Annotated in this window: 11 protein-coding genes; 4 read left to right on the top strand and 7 right to left on the bottom strand. The window is 56.8% G+C overall.

All coding sequences use genetic code 11. The annotated features are described in order from the left end of the window. Positions 1–10: 10 nt before the first annotated feature. From B4589_RS04640 to B4589_RS04630, 3 genes are all read right to left on the bottom strand, one after another. Complete coding sequence (locus B4589_RS04640) at positions 11–2,254, bottom strand: Piwi domain-containing protein (RefSeq protein WP_255246127.1); 2,244 nt, start codon at positions 2,252–2,254, stop codon at positions 11–13. Positions 2,255–2,346: 92 nt separating this feature from the next. Further along, complete coding sequence (locus B4589_RS04635; RefSeq protein WP_143414269.1) at positions 2,347–4,668, bottom strand: ATP-binding protein; 2,322 nt, start codon at positions 4,666–4,668, stop codon at positions 2,347–2,349. After that, positions 4,669–5,724 (bottom strand): metallophosphoesterase, encoded by a 1,056-nt coding sequence (locus B4589_RS04630; RefSeq protein WP_079233168.1) that lies wholly within the window; start codon positions 5,722–5,724, stop codon positions 4,669–4,671. It lies immediately after the preceding gene. Between the two features lie 186 nt (positions 5,725–5,910). Here B4589_RS04630 and B4589_RS04625 point away from each other — a divergent pair, with 186 nt between their 5' ends. Continuing rightward, positions 5,911–7,005 carry a hypothetical protein gene (locus B4589_RS04625; protein ID WP_079233167.1) on the top strand — a complete coding sequence of 365 codons (1,095 nt, stop codon included), beginning with the start codon at positions 5,911–5,913 and terminating at the stop codon, positions 7,003–7,005. A gap of 272 nt (positions 7,006–7,277) precedes the next feature. Here B4589_RS04625 and B4589_RS04620 read toward each other — a convergent pair whose 3' ends face one another. After that, a complete protein-coding gene (locus B4589_RS04620) occupies positions 7,278–8,573 on the bottom strand; it encodes a hypothetical protein (RefSeq protein WP_079233166.1) in 1,296 nt (431 codons plus the stop codon). 305 nt (positions 8,574–8,878) lie between these two features. On the opposite strand from B4589_RS04620, the gene B4589_RS04615 reads away from it, so the two are divergent. Further along, a complete protein-coding gene (locus B4589_RS04615) occupies positions 8,879–14,722 on the top strand; it encodes a sacsin N-terminal ATP-binding-like domain-containing protein (protein ID WP_143414268.1) in 5,844 nt (1,947 codons plus the stop codon). 94 nt (positions 14,723–14,816) lie between these two features. Here B4589_RS04615 and B4589_RS04610 read toward each other — a convergent pair whose 3' ends face one another. Together B4589_RS04610 and B4589_RS04605 are read right to left on the bottom strand one after the other, a co-directional pair. After that, positions 14,817–15,416: a hypothetical protein gene (locus B4589_RS04610; protein WP_079233165.1), complete on the bottom strand. Its 600-nt coding sequence runs from the start codon at positions 15,414–15,416 to the stop codon at positions 14,817–14,819. Between the two features lie 119 nt (positions 15,417–15,535). Then, positions 15,536–15,757 carry a UPF0175 family protein gene (locus B4589_RS04605; protein ID WP_079233164.1) on the bottom strand — a complete coding sequence of 74 codons (222 nt, stop codon included), beginning with the start codon at positions 15,755–15,757 and terminating at the stop codon, positions 15,536–15,538. Between the two features lie 323 nt (positions 15,758–16,080). Here B4589_RS04605 and B4589_RS04600 point away from each other — a divergent pair, with 323 nt between their 5' ends. Together B4589_RS04600 and B4589_RS04595 are read left to right on the top strand one after the other, a co-directional pair. Beyond that, positions 16,081–17,511, top strand: coding sequence for a hypothetical protein (locus B4589_RS04600; protein ID WP_143414267.1), 1,431 nt, complete (start codon positions 16,081–16,083; stop codon positions 17,509–17,511). A 92-nt stretch (positions 17,512–17,603) separates the two neighbouring features. Next, on the top strand, positions 17,604–18,035 hold the full coding sequence (locus B4589_RS04595; protein WP_079233163.1) for a DUF6884 domain-containing protein: 432 nt from the start codon (positions 17,604–17,606) through the stop codon (positions 18,033–18,035). 49 nt (positions 18,036–18,084) lie between these two features. Here the strand turns inward: B4589_RS04595 and B4589_RS04590 are convergent, their stop codons facing one another. Next, positions 18,085–18,984, bottom strand: coding sequence for a hypothetical protein (locus B4589_RS04590; protein WP_079233162.1), 900 nt, complete (start codon positions 18,982–18,984; stop codon positions 18,085–18,087). Positions 18,985–18,988 lie beyond the last annotated feature (4 nt).

Below are 18,988 nucleotides of genomic sequence, written 5' to 3'. Positions count from 1 at the left end.
TCTTAATTGACTATAGATACGCGGGACCACGAATGACACGACCCGGATCAATATAGCCGTCGCTCACGTATTTCGCAGCGGCATCAGCGTACTTGATCGGTACGGGAAGGCGAGTACTTCTTGCGGGGCTTCCATAATGGACCTCAGATAGCCAGAACGACTGGCGAGCGAGGGTTTCGATGTCTGTGGGTCCAGAGTCTTTGACTAAGCGGAACGTACGTGGGGTGCCAACGTGATTGTCGTCGTCGATTTCTGGCTTTCCAAAGGCATGAACGATGGCCTGGTCGCGGTCCGAATCTACGAATCCAATACCTTTGTCCGCGATACGGAACTCCCGCCCATCGAACTCTGCGACGCGGGACTGACCGCGTTTACGGACGCCGACAATGTCTATTTCAGCATCTAAAGCGTCAAGGCCCTCTCTAACGGCCTCTATGTCCTCATGCACTTTCCCATCTCTGAAGACTGTCAAACGTTCAAGTGGTTCATCACGTTCGTCAGCGAAGTCAAACACGAGATCCCTGACGAATTTGGCGACTTGGTCGGAAACGAATTTTTCGCCGGCCTGTTGTGTCGTGGACTCTGCAGCGAACGTTGAACCGTCCCGCATCACAATGCTCGCACTTGCGCCGGAGTGTTGGCCGGTCTCTTGGTCCCTCGTCACGTCTAATCCCATGAAGGCCTGAGTCTCCCCCGGCAGCTCGTCAATCTGCCAGGGTGTCCCGCCTGCCTTCGCAACAACCGCACTCAGGGTGTTTACAAGTTCATCGCTCGCCCCCTTTCGAGACATGTTGATGACCCTTTGGGCGGTCGATTTCTGCAGCATCTGCGTGGGGATGTTTTTCCGCATCAGCGTCCGTTTGAGCTCGTCGTAGGGGTCTTCGACGCCCGGGAAATCATCTGCAGCACCTTTGTCAGGAACCAGTGCGACAACGACGTCCGTATCGTCTCGCAACTGCTGATAGATATCGCCATACTCTGAAAGACTCCCAAGTTCGTAACTGTACCCGGATGTTCCCGCCGGTGCTTCCCACTGTGCGAGCGTCTTTGCGATGAGCCCGATTAGATCCTGATGTATCTCTTCAAAGTCACTTGGATACAAGACGCCGACACGGTACTCCCCGGGTGGACTGTACACGCCATGTCGCTTGAGTCCGGTACTCGGCTTGGATGCGTGATTCCCATCACCATAGATGAGTCTGGACTGGCCTTCCCGCATATTCACATACTCGAACCCGTAGTTCGATGGGCTCGATTCAAAGTCAATGTCCAACCCCGGAAGCGTCGCTAAGTCATCAACGAAGTCAGCGACAAGTTCGAACCGTTCGTCAGGCTCCATTGCCCTACGCGTTGTGAATTGGTCGTGGAAGTCCCAATCCTGCTCTTTCACTTGCTCTGTCCGGGGGCTTAGCGTGAGCGCACGCGGGGCTTGATCGCCAGTAAACCCTCCATAGTCAACCTCAACAAGTCGGGGGTTTTGTTCGATCAATTCCTTTCTGACTTCCTCCTTCATCACCCCTTCCTGATACTCGGAAATGACTTCACCGAGAGAATCAGACCAGTCATTATAGTGCAGGTCACTCCAGCCTGCAAGCTGTCCCGTCCCCGAGTTACTGTACACCTCCGAGTTATGTTCGACTCGCCATGAGGGGAGCTCCTTCCCCGCTGTAACCATCTCGTCAAGTGACGACATGGTGGCGAGACTATACCCAACTCTCACTTGGAGTAAAACGACACCATCGGCAGTAATGTGAATCTTCAGACTGTGCTTCCGTCGAGCACCGAAGTCAGATTCCCCACCGCCAAACTCGATGTCCCGTCGAACGACCTCGTCAAGGAACTGGAAAGAGTACCGTGAATCCGGGATTGCGCGCCGAAGTGAGGATTGGATGAGACCCTTGATTTGCGCTCGTTCCCCAGGATCGCTCGGTGAAAGGGTTCTCTCACCGACCTTCTCAGGCGTGACTTCGTGATCTTTTGCTGTGACCGTTCGAGAGAGTTCCGTCATAGAGATCACGTGCATCTCACCAGATCCACCAACTGGTGTACCGTGCTCTTGGTCCAGCCAGTATGCAGCAGATTGAGTGAATGCGTGCCTATCCTGCTGCCGATCAAGTCCACCTTCCACTGACAAGCGATAGCGGTTTACGGAAACTTCCTGAAGACGGGGACGCCCCTCAACATGAAATAAGTATACTCCCGGGTCGGTTAGGGCTCTCCAGTTTTTCTGCATCGTCGGAGTATCCGAGGCCATCAGAGGTAGGTGATGTCTCTCGGTGAAGTATTTTCGGGACTTACATTTATGGAACTAGAGAGACATCTGAACCCAAGAACCCGTTTCACCATTTAAGAGGTGAATTGGGTGTGAGCCAAATCGTACTCATCGACCATCGTTTCGGTCACTTCCTGTTTCGCGGTGAGGTAGAGAATCTGCCAGCCGTCATCAGATAGTGCTTGGAGTGTCTCAAAGCCTTTTCGCAGACGGTCTGGATCCGCTGCAAGGAACGGATCGTCGAGCAAGAGGAACCCAGATTCGTTCCCAAGGAGTTGCTGAGCAAGCGACACGCGTGTAGCGAAGTACAACTGGTCTTTGGTCCCCTGACTCAGCGTATCCGGCGAAAGGGTGCGCCCGTCTTCCCGCTCAACGACGAGGTCGTGCGTTTCGGCATCATACGCAACTTCAGTATAGCGGCCTCCTGTCACTTGCTCAAACGTTTGAGAGGCCGGCCCGTCAGGGTCGAATAAATCCGTTAATTTCTGCTCCTCCTGCGCTTCGATCCGGTTGAAGATCTTCAGCGCCTTCCGTGACACCTCTGCATCTTCCTCAATCTGATCAACAACAGCATCAAGATCGGACGCAAGCGTTTCCAGACCTTCCCTGGAACGGGATGCTAATCCGAGACTGTGGCCGACGAACGGCTGGGTATTGAGATTCCGGGCTCGCTGATCGAACGTATCTAACGTGTTGTCGTGGTCAGTGAGCTGCGTTTCGAGCTCGTCAAGCTTGGTTTCCAGCCGGTCAACCTCGGCCTCGTATTCCTCCAAGGTACCTTCGTCATACTCCTCGACATCGATCTCGTCTACCTCGACGTCATCGACCAACGCTTCCAAATCTCGCTCCCACTCTGTAGCTTTCGCAGCTGGCTCATCTGCGTCAGGTTCACCGAACCGATCGACGAGACTCTGGCGCGCCGTGCGACGTTCTGGTTCCAGGTCGTCTCGTTCCTTGACGTTGGCTTCGTACTCGTCGATCGATTCAACGTCAGCCTCCGCCAATAGCTCGTCAAACCGCTGTTCCTGCCCAGTAATCTCCGATTCTAACTCGGATTTCTCTCCCTGAAGTTCCTCAAGTTCTTGTTCGGCATCCTGACGTTGCTGGTCTTTCCGAGCGACACGGTCTCGAACCTGCGATAACTCGTTCTCGAAGGATTCGATCGCTGGAGCGATGTCTTCGACTGTTTCAACATTGAACCCAGCATCCCTCGCGGTTTGGACGGCAGACTCACGTGCCGCCTCGACAGCGGTGAGGCGCTCGTTCGACTGCTGGTAGAGGAACGCACTCACAACCCCAGTAACTAGGAGGACAGCGCCCAGTCCAAGGGCAGCGGTCGAACCTGCAATCGCGCCTGCGACACCTGTACCGCCGGCCGCAAGCAAGCCTGCAACTGTTGTGTATTTCGCTAATGTGAGTCGCCGTTGCGCGCCGGCGGCGTCACGCTGCCGGTCACGATACGTTTCCAGCGCAGACTGCGTCTCAGCTACCGCTGATTCTCGCCGTGATAGTTTTGCCTCCCGTGATTCGAGGTCCTCCAGCGCCTGCTCTGCCTCCGCGACCTCTTCACGTTTCGCGTCGATGTCGGCCGTGAGGCTCTGCAGCTCATCCCGATCACGCTCGATGTCGTTCTGCAGTTCGCGGAGTTCGGTCAACGTCTCACGGTCGAACCCTTCGACGTCAGCGAGTCGGTCACTCGTAGACCGGTACGTCGCAAGCCGATTCGAGAGACGTTCATATTCCGCGACCGTCTTCGCTTCCTGCTGTTCTTGAAGGCCCTCACGGACCTTCTGTAGCTCTCGCTTGAGGCGGAGGCGACGCGTCTCCAACTCGTCTAACCCTTCAGCCTTGATTTGCTCCGTGTAGTCACGGATCTCCTCGGCGAGCGTACCTGCCTTCTCGTGGACATCGCCGGCGTTGTTGTAGGACTGATCACTGGAGATGTTGAGTCGTGTGTCGGTGAGCCGCCCGCGATCTTTCAGTTCCGACTGGATGGCATTGATTTCGGTCGTGTGGATATCACCGAGCTTCTCGATGAGCGACGTGTAGTACTCCTGGTCGCTCGGGAGTGCCAGGTCGTTGTCTTGGACGACGAACACGCTCTGCAAATGCCGCGGTTCGATCGGGGAAATATCGCTCAGCGACGTCGTGCCGTCGCATTCGTACTGGTCGCCGCCATTTTCAACAACGACTCGTCCCGTTGGTGAGTCACTGACGCGAGGGCCGGGATTCATGACGCCCGACACTTCTGGTTCAAGCAGTTGCAGTACGGCTTCGAGGAAGAGTGTCTTTCCCGCCTCGTTTGATCCTGAGAGAACGGTAATGCCGTCTTGACAGGGCGGCCGACAGTCGTACAGCGGCCCGTACCGATCAACCTCTGCAGTAGTGAGCCGCATTCAGATCTCCCCCCGGGCCGACAGTTGACTGAACACTTCGAGCGTCCGCTTTGTCACGTTCTCGGTTGTCTCCTCGTCCCAGTCCGTGTCGGCAAGTTCTGCTTGGAACGATCTGAACAACGGGTGGGAGAGGACGTGTTCGACGTTCCGAGTTGCATCTGTCACTGACGCCGGGACCGCTGCTGCACGCAACTCGTCGTTGAACGCGTCTTCCGCCATTTCGACGAAGCCATCGACGTGCACCGACGCATCCGCACTGGCAATCGCATGCTGGTTCGACCACTCACGAACCTTGTTGAGGAGCGTGTCTTCATCACCAGGTGTCACCGTAAACTCACGTGAAGCGTAATGGTAGGTGTCCAGCGTCTCAAACTCAATCCCGGTCTCCGGGTTGAGGATACTCACCCGGCGCTGCCCAGTCTCTGAGCGACTTGTCGAAACCGGCGTGCCAGGGTAGGTGAACTCCGAACCGCCCGTAAACGAGACTTTGTGCGGGCTGTGATAGTGCCCAGCGAGATACGAATTGAACTCCAGTTCGGAGAGGAGATCTTCAGTCACGGGAAAGTATCGCCTCGCCGTTTCGTCACCTGTCTCGTAGTCGTCGAACGGCGCGTCAAGACTACAGTGAAGAAGCAGGGCTTCATGCCCGTCAAACGATGTTCTGTCTTGCAGTTTGAGGAGGAGTTCGTCATCCGGGTGTTCTCTATAGGGGAGAGCCGTAATCCGGAGATCCTCCTCCGGTGCAGTCCAGTGACTGAACGGTTCCTCCGTGATGACAGTACATGCGTCGCCGAAAAACACGTCCCCACGGTATGCTTCGAGGTCGTGGTTGCCAGGAATGAGGACGATTTCGAATGACCGGTCAGTAAAGAGGTCGTTGCGCAAGTCAGTCCGGAGTTGCTCCATGCCCTCCGGCTGGTCGAACAAGTCCCCACCGATCGTCACAACGTCGATATCGCCTGTTTCAGCTCGATTGAGCAACTTTCGAAGCCCATCCTTCCGTTCCGGATAGTCCGGCGTCAGATGGACATCAGCTGTATGGAGGACCCGAGTCATGACAAGCAAAGACAACAGTAAGCGTATTAGTTCCTGTGGTGAGCAGGGCGTACGTTGAACGTGATCACCGTATCTGAATAGTAGGTATTCTCTGGCAGATAGCCGTGTGGGTCAATATCCGGAGAGAAACACCCGACATTCAGTTCTTGGATAATCTTTATCTCATAGACATTGTTGAATAGTGTCATGGGGTTACTGAGTCGGTTATTCGGTGGCGGTAGCGCCTCCGAGTCTGGATCACAAGACCGGTCTCAATCGCCACCGGACATCGTTCTCGATGAGCCGTTGGATGGGGCGTTTGTTCACGGGGAATTCCAGGGTGAGCGCGTCACGTTCGAAGCAGAATCCTCGCCAAACGGCCAGTGGAAAGGCCTCTATGGACGAACTGCCATGAGGGAGGATACACCGATAGTACTCCTCTCCGAGGACGAGGAGGTTCAACATGCCTTCACTGTGACTCGGGCAGAAAACGTTGCTGTGGCGAATTCTGGTCACGTCGCAGTCACCGACATCGGTGAGGCGAATAACCAGAGTCTCGGTGGGACATTCGATGTCGTCGCCCCTGACGGCCAGCCATGTATCGAACACGAGTTTGATGCGAACATTTGGGAGTGCGCGATTACGGAGGGTGGTCGGTATGCCTCAACGGCCACACACAATCCCGACCGCGCAGTATACGTGTTCGACATCGAGGCAGGCGACCTCCAAACCAGGTTCGAAACACCGAATCTCAATAGTCCAGCACAGGAGTTCGGAACGCAGAACGGCGAGACAGTGCTGTACCTGCTCGACGGTGACGAACAGTACCGAGGCATCGACCTCGACGGGACGACGGTCTGGCGAAGCCAACGACTCGAAAAGCAAGACCGAATCGACGATCTGCTGGCGGAGAGCGAAGAAGTGTCACCGGAAGAGTCGATCGACCTCCTAGAGGAGGCGTACCAGCTGACCAACGATGAGAACGAAACGAAAACGATCGCCAATCGGCTTGCAGACGCTCACTGGAAAGCGTCGAAGAGAATCCGCAAGGAACACGGCGACACTGACGAATGGTGGTCGCATCTCAACCAAGCAAAACAGTACTACTACGAAATCGAATCGTGGTACGACGGCCGGAAGGGAGTCGCCAAAGTAGCGCGGAAACAGGCGAAATACCACCTGAAGCAAGGCAATGAAAACACAGCCCTCCAACTACTCCAGGAGATAGCCACGCTTGAGGACGAATACGGCACGCAACTACTCACTGACGCCGACAAGGAGAAAATACAGAGCTTATCATAACGGCCCAAGAATCCAGAAAACGACTACTGGTCATCATATAGCGCTTCGACGAACGGTTCAATCGGTTTTTCGTAATGTAGGCACATCCGGTTGAACATTGTCGTCGTATGAATATGGAGTCAGTGACTCAAATAGCAGATCCGATCAGCCTCTGTTTCAGTATTCAGGATCGTACTCTCTGCTCGAAGATTCTACCCAACCGTGAAACATGATGGCGGTGATCGGAGAACAGCCCTCCTTGAACTCATTCTGACCGAGTACGGATAGAGCAGCTATAACGTGTTTGAAAGGTCTTGAATATTCGAGGAGACGTAATCTTCGAGATTCAATTTCTCCGCATCGACATCATTGAGCCCCTTGTCTTCGAGATACGTGGCAGCATGTTCCCGCACCTCGTCGTCTAATCGCTGTGATGCTAGTCCGAGGAAATAGATGATAGTATGGAACTTATCGACCGGGGCTTTCGAAAGATCGGTTACTCCCATCGTATCTGTTTGCTCTTCACACACATCGTCGATTCGCTGTAAAAATTCATCGTCAGGTGCGATCTGCTCAAGGTGCAGATAAAGTTCCCCCATCTCTGTAATTAGTTGGGCAACCTCCAAGGAGGTGTTATTCGGATTCGTTCGCAAACCGTCTGTCTCGGCGATCGACTTCAACAGCTTCCTACTGGTGTTCAATGCATCAACAGCGGAGTCTGACGGACTCAATCGCGGGGTGGTACTGATAGTAACGTCCAACTCGTTTTGCAAGTGGTCTTCGAGGAATAACCCGGGTAATTCGCGTCGATCCATGTATTCAATAGAACAATCTGCCCCGGGCTGGCCGTTGAATTTGAAATACTTCACTCCCTTCGGGAACGAGACGATCACAGCAATCGTGTCACTATCTCGATCGCAGAAGGTTCGAACATTTACGCCTTCAACCCCGAAGTCATCATATCCTGACACTTCTGGACCAAGGTCGAGTTCTTCGAGTTGCTCAGGGATAGCTGTGTTTTCAGAGAATGGTAATTTTTTCAGCTGTTTAACCCCACACACGTTCTCTACCTCAGATTCACTCGACATGTCTGTCTGTTCAACTAGGTCACCAATTCCAAATTCTTGGTTACTCAGGTACGTATGGGTTGCCACCTCAACCACGATACTTTGCAGCTGAGTAGATACAGCCCGAGAAAAATAGTCCACAAGTGGGCTGTCAGACTTGCCCGCCAGCTCTTCTAATTCACCCGCTGCGTCAACCAAGTACTCATACTGCCCCCAAGGCCCACTCGGGGTTCCCTCAACGTAATACCCGAATGCAGCCACATAATGGAGGATAATGAGCGGGAGGTCCGAGCCCTCGTATCGACAAACTCGGTACTCTCCTGAGGCAATATCAAATTCAAACCGGTTGGTACTCTCACCCTCTCCGTTATTGATTTGAACGACAAGTCGATCCTCGTAGTGCTCTCGCTCCTGTAATTGGATGCTGACTACGTCCGACTCGTCAACTAACGAGTCAACCTTATCTGCTGCAGGCCACAGCTCAGGAGTCGATCGATAGGTTTCCTCCCGAATAACTTCCATAACTAGCACTTGAAGAGGTGCCGAGGTAAAAGCATATTGTAGTGCTTACACTTGGGTTCTACACGCCAACTCCGTCGGCACTGATTGACACTGCATCCTGTGAAACTTTGGTCTCGCTTCAAACGTAGTAGTAAGACAGATCAAGCACTGGCAGGGAAACATTGAGGGTCGTTTGCTTATCATACTGATAGAGACCTCTCGTGGCGACCTTAACTGAGTCTGCGTTACAGCAACGGTGGCGAAATAGATGGGAAAGTTTTCTTCACCTCATTGAGGATGCGGAGACTGTCGAAGACGCGCAGAACGTGCTTCGAGATAAAGTCATCATCGGCAACGCCGAGCGGAAAATCGCCGGCGGACACGAAGGCCGGGAAATCCTGGAGTTACTCCAGAACGCTCGTGACGCGATATGGGATGGCGACGCAGATCAGGGGCGCGTCCACATCGGCGTGTACGATGAAGGTGTCTTAGTCGCCAATACCGGTAGCCGGTTCGACCTGTTCGACACACAGGTTGAGGACGCAGTGACGATGATCGGTGAGACCGGGAAAGGCGACGACGACGGGCAATCAATCGGCCACAAAGGCGTCGGGCTCAAGTCGATCCTCGCCACGGGTGATTCATTCGAGATTTTCACCCGGCCTGACGACACGACCGACGACATCCTCGGTGTTCGGCTCAGTCGATCGTACCTCGTCAGTGCGATTCTCAACCGGCTCGGGCAAGAGACGGGCGGCCGAAGCAGTATCGATGACCTCGATGACGAGAAGTTAGAACACCTGTTGACTGAGGATCCTGCCGGGAATCCGATTCCCTTGGAGGATGATCTCCGGGATTCGATTTCGAAGCTGCCACTGTTCAACTTCCCTGTCCCGCTTTCGACGCCCAGCGATGCTGCCGACCCGATTCAACGACGTGTCAGAGAACTACTGACGGAAACCCCCGCAGATCCTGAGCAGGACCCGTTCCGGACGGCAGTGTTCATCCGGTACGAGGATTCGGACTGGCGGGCACAGTTATCGGCACTCGGCATCCCGCTTCCGGATGAGGACGACGGGTCAATCGACGACCGCCCTGAACGAATCTGGGAGTACCTTGCCGCGGGCGAAAGCGACGGCGGACTGCAACCCGAGACCATCGTGCAACTCGGCGGCATCGCCGAACTCCAGTTAGAACGCGCGACGACTGCTCAGGAACCCACGCGGGAGGAGCGATGGGAGATCACGTACGATTCCGAATCACCCACTACGGTTCCGGATCTCGCCCACGCCGACGTGCAGGTTCGCGTGCACTCATGGGACAGCGAATCTATCCATGAGTTCGACCAGTTCCGGTTCGCTGACCCGCGGGATCACCACACTGCAATTCTCGTGAACAAGGCCGGCGAGAGTGGAACACCGCCTGTCACGTCCTACCCGCTGTATCTGTTCTACCCGATCGAAGGAACCGACCAGGCGCACCTCCCGTTCTGCTTCCACGGCCGGTTCAGAGTCGATACGAACCGAAAAGACCTGAGTTCAAACAACGCCGCCACCAACCACGACGTCCTCGAAGAAGGCCTTGACCTGATCGAACTGATCGGTGAAGAAGTCGCCAGAGACGCCCAAAATCCGGAGGAGTCGCAGTATAGCGATCAGCTTCCGTGGGCGTTACTGCCGCCGCGCCAACGCGACGAAGCGATTACGGATCCGACTGCGGATGAGTTGATCACGTGGTTCCAACAAGCAGTCGTTGAACGGTTAGCCGACACGCCGTGTATCCCGACACGCACAGAAGCGAAGCAACCGAGTGACACGATCCTCCACTGGGACCGCAGCGTCATCGACGGCTACCTCGCGTTCACCGAGATTCTCGACGCCCTCGACCGCCCGCTAGACAATGGCGGGGCCCATGCGCTGCCGGCTGCCAGCGCGTTGCGAGCGTTAGCGTCGATGCCACCCGACTGGGAACAGCGAGTCAAAGCAGTTCTGCACGCCGACGACGAGCAGGCGACATCGAAGACAGTGCTGACAGGATGGGTCGAGTACCTCGCTGCATCGTTATCGAAGACCCCGGGAGAGTCACCGGCGGTTCGCGTGCCAGCCGGTGCGGCTCGGTCATTGCTGGACGGCACGGTCGCGTTACTGACAGCCGCAACCAAGGGCGACGAGTCACTCTCCAGCACGTTACAGGAGCTCGCCGGGCAGTTCGACGGCGTGTACCTCCTCCCCAGCCGGCTCGGCGACGCCGACCCGGATGACGAACTCGCACTCGTCACGTTAGAACAACGGCAAGCACCGAGCGGCGGGCAGCAGAACCAGCAGCGCGTCCGGTCGGTGATTTGGGATATCGAATCCGAGACCCGCGACGTCGAACGCCCACCGACCCCGCCGCAGTCCTCGAACATGACGGTGTACTTCCTTGACGAGCGAGTGCAGGAAATCGCCGACGTGCACCACGTGTTGAGTACCGCCGGCCGAGTCTGGGGGTTACGCGCCTACGAGGGCATCCCGAGTTTCGTCCGGTCGTTACTCGACACGTTCGCTGACGGACGAGCCGACGTCGTGGAACCCATCGATTTCGCGTTCCTCGCCGGGATCATCGACCGAGTCGGCGCAGAATCAACCGACCTGCAGACCGGCGAAGGATCGTTCTTCCCGCTCGACTACCTTCAAACAGCCATCACGCAGCAAGAAGGCGACCAGCGGGGGAATCTCCGGCGTCGCGTCCAACTGCGAACGTGTGACCTGCACCTCCACAACGAGCAGCCACGACCAATCACCGGTACTGTCCTCGGCGACGACTGGCAGCGCATCCGCGAACGCGGCACTTCTACTGACGCCGAGGACGACCCGACCGAAGACTGGGACAGCATCACGACGAGCGACTCCCCTGCGCCGACGTGGCCGGCTCCGGACGCCGCCACGTGGGACGTGTTCCGCGAGCAGATCAACTGGGACGTCACCGACCTGGATTTCGTCCGGACACTCTCTCTACTCGGCACGGGTGTTCTGCCGGGCGTCGAAGTGCTCTGGCTGTACGGCGACGAGCACCCGTCGATGCGGCGTAGCCACGACTGGAACCCGACAGAGTGGACGACTGATGATTTCGCCGGCGACATCCCGGCCACGGTGACGTCGCTCCAAACAGTGCTTGCAAACACGCCGGGGTACCTGTCGCTGCTGACCAGCCCGGATCACCACCCGCAGACAAGCGCCGATCACTCGCGGAAATGCGACGTGAAACTCTCCGGGGAGTTCGACCACGTGAACGTCGCCTCCTGGGTGTGGGTCACGGACGACCAGGCACTCGCTGAGCATGGCGACGCAGTGCGAGAGTTGCTTCGCCGGCACGGCGACGCACTCGACGCGACGCTGCTCCGCACCGGCTGGTCGTGTAACAACGGGCACAAGCGACGCGCATGGGACCAGTCAGTGCCGAGCCTGCTGAACTGGCAGCTCCGCGAACTCGACATTTGGGACCCGATCGTCACCGTCCAAGACGAACTCGCCGACGCGTGGGGCGACCACGCTTCCCGACTCAGCTACGCCGTGCACTTAGAGTCACGCCGCGGCCCGCAAGCCGCACGGATGTTCCCGCACATCGACGACGCCAGCGGAATCGCCGACGACGTACTCGCCACACTCGGCGTGCGCAGCGTCGAAACCCTCGGCGTGACTGGCGCAACCGACCGGCTCCAGCAACTCCAAGCCGTTCTCGCCGACGGTGAGCTTCCAGCAGGGGAGCCGACGCAACTGTGGGTTCCTGGTGACCGTATCGACGACTGGAACCAAGCTTACACGCAGCTCCTCCAACCCGTCCTCAACCACCTCCCCGAAGACCCGGCTGCTGCAGACAGCGACCCGAACTGGGGGTCGCTCACGCACCTTCCGCTGCGAGACGGCGACCAGTGGGTGACAGCATCCATCGAGTGGATCCGCGACCACACCGACGAAATCCGGTACTACCAGGACCAGTCCCCCAAGCCGTGGGAAACCCAAGCCGTCGAAGACAACGGGTACTACATCCTCCCGCGAACCGCCAGCGGCTCATTTACCCGGCTCGCGGCTGTGCTTGGCGTCCAACAACTGCAGGCGTCGAAACTCGTGTTCGACCTCGACACGGACGACATCTCACTCGTCACGGAGTCGTACCGTGACGCCGTTTCGACGTTCCAACGCGAACTCGACGCACGGCGCGACTTACTCGTCGCGTCCACGGACCGTGGGAACGAAGCCGACATCATCGACACGGCGGACGAGCTTGGAACTGCAACCGCCAACCTCGCCGTCGCCGCATCATTCCCCGACGACGCCACGCGGCACCTCTCAGACCCGACATCCGCGTTGTACGCGACGCCCGACGGCGACGAAGCACTCCTGCTGAACGCCAGCGAAGCCGGCGACACCCTGTCACTCGACGGGTTAGCAATGGGGCTGGCGTTACTGTTTGAACGCCCCACGAAAGTCGCCACGTTCCGCGAAGCCCTCACGGCCGACGTCGCCGTGCCGGACCTCGAAACACGGTGGGCGAAACGAACGTTCCCAATCGACACCGTCAAACGCGTCCTCGGATCCAACGCCCTCCACGCACTCGAACGCGACCTCACCGCATTCAACGACCTTCTTGACGCACTCGACACGCCTCGCGTCGATGCAGATGCGATACTGGACGCGTTAGAAGACGCCGACACTGAGCACATCGTCGCCGTCCGCGACTGGATCGCCGCCGGCGAACGACCTGACACGCTCACCGACGAGAACGCGGCCGCCGTCGATACTGCGAACATCGCCGGCCCGGTCACCAACCTGTGGGACACGCTCCCTGCAGCCCTCGATTTCGTCGTGCCTGGCTTGTTCGACGAAACGACCACGCACTGGGTTCGAACCCTCGAAGCCGAAGCGCTCGACGCCGACATGGAACGCGTCGTCATCGACTGGTTAGCCAGTCACCGCGATGCACTCGACCGCCCACCGTTTGACACCGCAGCCAGACAAGCGTACAGTCGATTCCGAACCGTCACCGAACTCTGGGAGCAAACAGACACGAGCGAACTCACCGATCTCGACACGTGGGTCACTCGGCTGCGAGAACTCCACACCACGACCCTGCCCGCCTGGACCGACACGATCCCAAAGGAGTACGCAACAGCCGTAGATTGCGCACCGAGGGTCGTCTACATCACCATCAACGACCGCGTCGATACCCTCGCTACCGCGTTCTGCCACGACATTACGGGCGAGCTCCCCGCCGTCGAGTTCGACTGGCAATCACTCCTCACTCAGTACATCGACGACGGCACAATCCCTGAACCCGACACGGACACCGGCGCAAAAGACCATCAAGCACAAGCCTTCGACGCCATCGCCACCTCCATCCGCGACCACGACGACACTATGGACTTCTCCACCACGGCAGCCATCCAACAGTCAAACCAAGACATTACCGTGTCGGCAAGCAGCGGGCAAGGTGGTGGCGGCAGCAGTCAGTTCAGAGGCCGCGGACAGCAAGCAGAAGCCTACGTCATGGCCACGGTCCTCGACCGCGTCGCCACCTGGCTCGACAACCACGCCGCCGGGGACCTCTTCCAACTCCGCTCCGCATTCAGGAGCCTGCACGATGAGCAGCAGGACGCTGCGTACAACTGGCACGTCGAAAGCGTCTGGACAGGCGATCTCTTACCCCTTCTGCAGAACCTGAGTCGTGACCGTAGCAGCGAAATCACGGCGTGGTGCGACCACGTCGCCGACGGCACCGCATTCACACAGCTTCCCCTGATTCAACTAATCAACGTCACGATGGAACGCGGCCCCGGGTTCGACATCATCGACCCGCGCGGCCCACTCACCCGAACCGACGAGCACAACGACCGTGGCCTCCAGTTCACCCCCGTCGAAATCAAAGCCGTCAACGGCACCACCCCACCGTTCCGCTTCCGACTCACCACAAACGAATACCGCCGCGCCAAAGCCTTCGTCCGCGACGGCGACATCCCCTACGTAATCCGCCTCGTCGCCGTCCCCGAGGCCGGAACCACAGACTGGCCGCAGAACACGTCCATCGTCGCCGAGAAAATCATTGAGACCGAAGCAGAGCTCAACGCCGTTGTGGACAACGATCGGTTCGAAACCGTCGTGAAAGGCGGGTACATGAACATGGAGATCAAGTAAATCTCGTCGAGGAGTTCCGTTGCCTCCCACACCTATTGGCAGGAGGTGGCGGTCATTTAGGGATTCGAGTGACGAGACGGTTCAGGCGCTGTCACTATGGAAAGTCCGGGAAATCCCCGTCGCGCTGCCGAACGTACGCCGGCTGGTACGAATACCCCTGATCAATATTTTCCCCGCTAACCAGCTTCTGCAACTCTGACTGCGGGAACGGGTTCGCTAGTCGCTTTCCGCCGGTAACAATGTACGTGGTCGTATCTAAGCGGTCGTTGTAATCCGCATACGTGTCAGCATCAGTAATGTGTTCAACGAACTCCTCGGCTTCTTTCGTTCCTTCTTCCGGGTCAATCGCTATCTTTGAGATGATTCCGGTATGCGTGATTTCCCCGTCGATTCGATAGTAAATCGGTAATCGGCCGTGGATTTCGACACCAACCTTTGCGGATTTCCACGCTTTGCCTGCTCGATGCGTTACTGCCTCATTTTCTTCCAGTTCGACGAGCCGCTGCTCATGATTACTCCCGAGCACTGCAGGATCCAGCCGCTGCGAAATCGCTCGTTGAATCGCCGACGTAGCGAGATCCTCGCCGCGAGACTTCGCCTCCTGCAACTGTTTCGCGTCCTCCAAATGCGACATCATCCCCTCCACGGTTTGCTCATCATCATCCGCCGTACCCTCCGGCGACTCCCGATCCATACTGCCTCATTCCACCCCTTACTGATAATTGTTCACACACAAGGTTCCCTCAAGCGTATTGGCAAAATTACTGCTGACGGTCTCGTCGAGAAAACAGGCTGCGGGTACCCATCCGGCATCTATTCGTCGAGGTCGAGTGCAACATCGATCTCCCGCTGGAACTGGTCGTCGGTCCGCGGCCCGTAGAGAGCCGTGAAGCCGGCGTTCTCCAGCACTTTCTCGAACTCCCCGCGGGACATTCCAGCGGCTTCAGCGGCACGTCCCAGTGAGAGATCACCGAGCACGTAGCGACCGACCGCGGTCGCCAGCTCGTCTGAGGACTCACCACTGGAAGGCACCATCGTACCTGCGTATGAGCCTATGGATCTAACAATCTATCGTCGGGCAGGCAGTTCTCGAATCGCAGTTCGCCCTCTCTGTACCAGTCTAGGGCGGAAACACTCAGTCTAGGAGATTTGGAACAATACAAATCGCCTAATACTGGACCCGAACTACTAAATCGGTCCACGAGAATAGAACAAGTGAGAGGTAACCCAACGATGAGTCAAGTCGAACGATTCGAGACCACGGAACAATATCTCGAATACGTCGCAGATCGGGAGGACCTCGATCTGGAGACTGTTCGTCGGGAATATCGCGGGTAGCGGCCGCAGTACGATTCTTAATGCCGTGCCCGAAGTGCGACGATGTTGCATTCCTCGGTGAGTATGACCGAGATTTCGTTCTCACTCGCTACCACGTTGACGTAGGTCAGCCAGCAGAGTTTGACGTATCCTCACGCATCGATACTGTCCTGGAAATCGACGGCGACACGTACTTAGTCGAACCACTCAGCGAACAGGACCCCGAAGACGTCCGCGACTCGATCAACGAGTTACGTTCAAACGACGCATTCGAAGAAATCGCAGATACCCTCCCAGATAATCTTCCGGACGCGTACGACCAAGACGCGTACCTTAGTCGGCACCTCCCGGAAGACCATCGATCTAACCTCGCCGAACTTGCAGAGGAGTCTGATTTCACTGCGCAATCTGTACTTTTGCTAGCGTTTGTCGAGCGAAAGAACCAGACACTCGGGAAAGCTGACGGTACTCTTGTCCAGTACGTCAGAACACGTGATGACCTCGTAAAGAACCTTGATGACGAAGGCGGTGTCACTCCCCGGGTCCAACGGGAATTCCTCGCCCATCTGCTATTGGCGACGGCTCTGATCGAGGAACTCACCTCGGAAGCCGTATTCCGAGAAATCTATCGTGAAGAGCACCGACTTGGGGTGAACAAGAATCGGATTAACAATCTCACGCAGGGGCAGAGACTGGGAATCTTGGAAGAAAATGGAGTCTTTTCAGAAACGCTCCTGTCAAAGGTACGGGCAGTCAAATCCCTTCGGGATACACTCGTTCACGATCCGCGAAAACGAATCTCAGTCGAAGGGACACGCCAACTGGACTGGATGAATTCCCAGTTAGAACAGATTGACGAGGCAGTCAGCGGAGTGTTAGACACAACTGGGAAGACCGCAGCACGAATCATCGTGGAGAACGGGCCCGCAGAATACCTCTCCGAAAAGCGTGCAGACGCCCTACGAGAAGCAATACAGCATTGGGAAGAGCAGCATAAACACAGTATCCAACCGATAGCCGAATCCGACCTCGTGACACTTGAGCAACTTCAGTGGGAGATCAATATCGGGAGTTCAGGCCACCGCGATATCTCTCACGGGATGGACTTCGATGAACTCCCAGCTAATGAAGAAGAAGCCACTGATAGAGAGATCCGGATATACGAAACCACGATGGAGTTCCTTCGGTCGTGTGAGGACTTCCTCGTTCGCCGTATCGAACGAGACTTAGAGAAAGCAAATCTTGATAGGCAAGATTTCACCGTACTCGCACTGCTGTGTGCTGAAGGAAACTCGTACGAAGAGATCGCTGAACAGGTAGGATCCGCAGTTGAATACGTACAGCGGAAAGAGAACGTCGTCGCGTGGCGATCATCAGAGTTCGAAAAGAAACAATTCGGTGAACTGCCACGACCAGATACGCCCATCGCTCCTGTCCGTTGCGATCGGGAGAACGACCACTCCTCCAACTGAAGAACAATCTGAGTCATTCAACATCCGGGTAGCGATGTCCATGCCTGGCTTACCCACCCGAGTTATTTCCGTCCTGCACCCACAGTCTCGGCATGGAAATCGGTCTCGTGAGCTGCACGAAAAGCAAGCGTGACGCTGCCGCCTCACCGAGGGACCTGTACGACGAGTCAGCGTTCTTCCGGAAAGCACGAGAATACGCTGAAACTCATCACGATGACTGGTACATCCTCTCGGCCAAACACGGGCTGCTCGACCCGGACGGCCCGCCGATCGACCCGTACGACGACACGTTAAGCGGCGCACCAGTCGCACGGAAACGCGACTGGGCACAGCACGTCGCCACGCAACTCCAAGAGGAACACATCCTCGACGACGCAGAACGCCTCGTGTTCCACGCCGGCCGCGACTACTACGACGAACTCATCCCGATTCTCACCGACATCGACGCCACCATTACAACCGATACCCCGACCGACGGCCTCCAATTCGGCGAAACACTCGCCTGGTACAACGAACAGCTCTGATGCTGATTTCAGGCACTACCACGTTCAGACGGCGGTATCCTTCTGACCGCTAGAACCCGTGCGTCGGGGTGTACATGGTTCTGGAATCAAGCGTGTTCGTGAATTTGGAGAGGGCCTCCTCTACGATCACCGCAATATCCACATTACCCGTGGTCACGTCGTACGTGTTCTCGATGAATGTCTGGAACTCACGAGCGATTGACTCCGCGGTGTCCAGAAAGTTGAGCACGTTAATGTCCTCGAATTCTCGAATGAACTCAACGGTCTGCATGACCATCGAGCTGAGATACGTGGCGAATGCTTCGGGATCACGAAACGCTGCCGGGACGACACCACGAATCGCGTAGTGAACTTCGCTCAACAGTAGTTTGTACAGGCCGTTATGCACGTTTCTGAACCGGTAGAGCACTCGATTATTCAGGTATCGTGTCCCCCGCCACGCAGTTTTGAACTTTAATGGGGTGGTGAGGAGCAGTCCTTCGACGATGAAAAACGCGAGTGATCGATAGAAATCGAAGAATCGCGGCGTCTCGATTGCGGACACCGACCCGGCTTTCTCGTGTGCTGTGTCGAGTGCGGTCGCGGCGAGCAAGACGTTGTGCCCGGCAATCGCAAATGATCCCATGGAGGTGAACGTCGAAGCCATGCCCGCGATCCGCGCGAATTTGCTGTGCCCGACATTGACGCCGAGATCGTCTTCGATGACTTCAGTTACTTTCCGGAGGCCGTGTAGTCGGTCCGTGTTGATGCTCTCGACAGCCTCGGATAGGGGCTGGCCATCCGTGACGGGGGCGACTTCTGTGTCGTCAAGCTCCTCGTGCACGACGGCGAGTCGATCAGCGAGTTGAACAGACCGCTTTGCAGCCGGCGACGCGACCGCGTGCGACCGAAGCCCTGAACGAATCCGGTGTTTCGCACCTGCAAGCCGATCCGAGTCGGCGTCGTCCATATTC

The sequence above is a fragment of the Halolamina sp. CBA1230 genome (assembly GCF_002025255.2).
GTDB lineage: Archaea > Halobacteriota > Halobacteria > Halobacteriales > Haloferacaceae > Halolamina.
The sequence above is the reverse complement of the archived record's forward strand: the minus strand, read 5'-3'. Positions and strand labels throughout refer to the sequence as shown.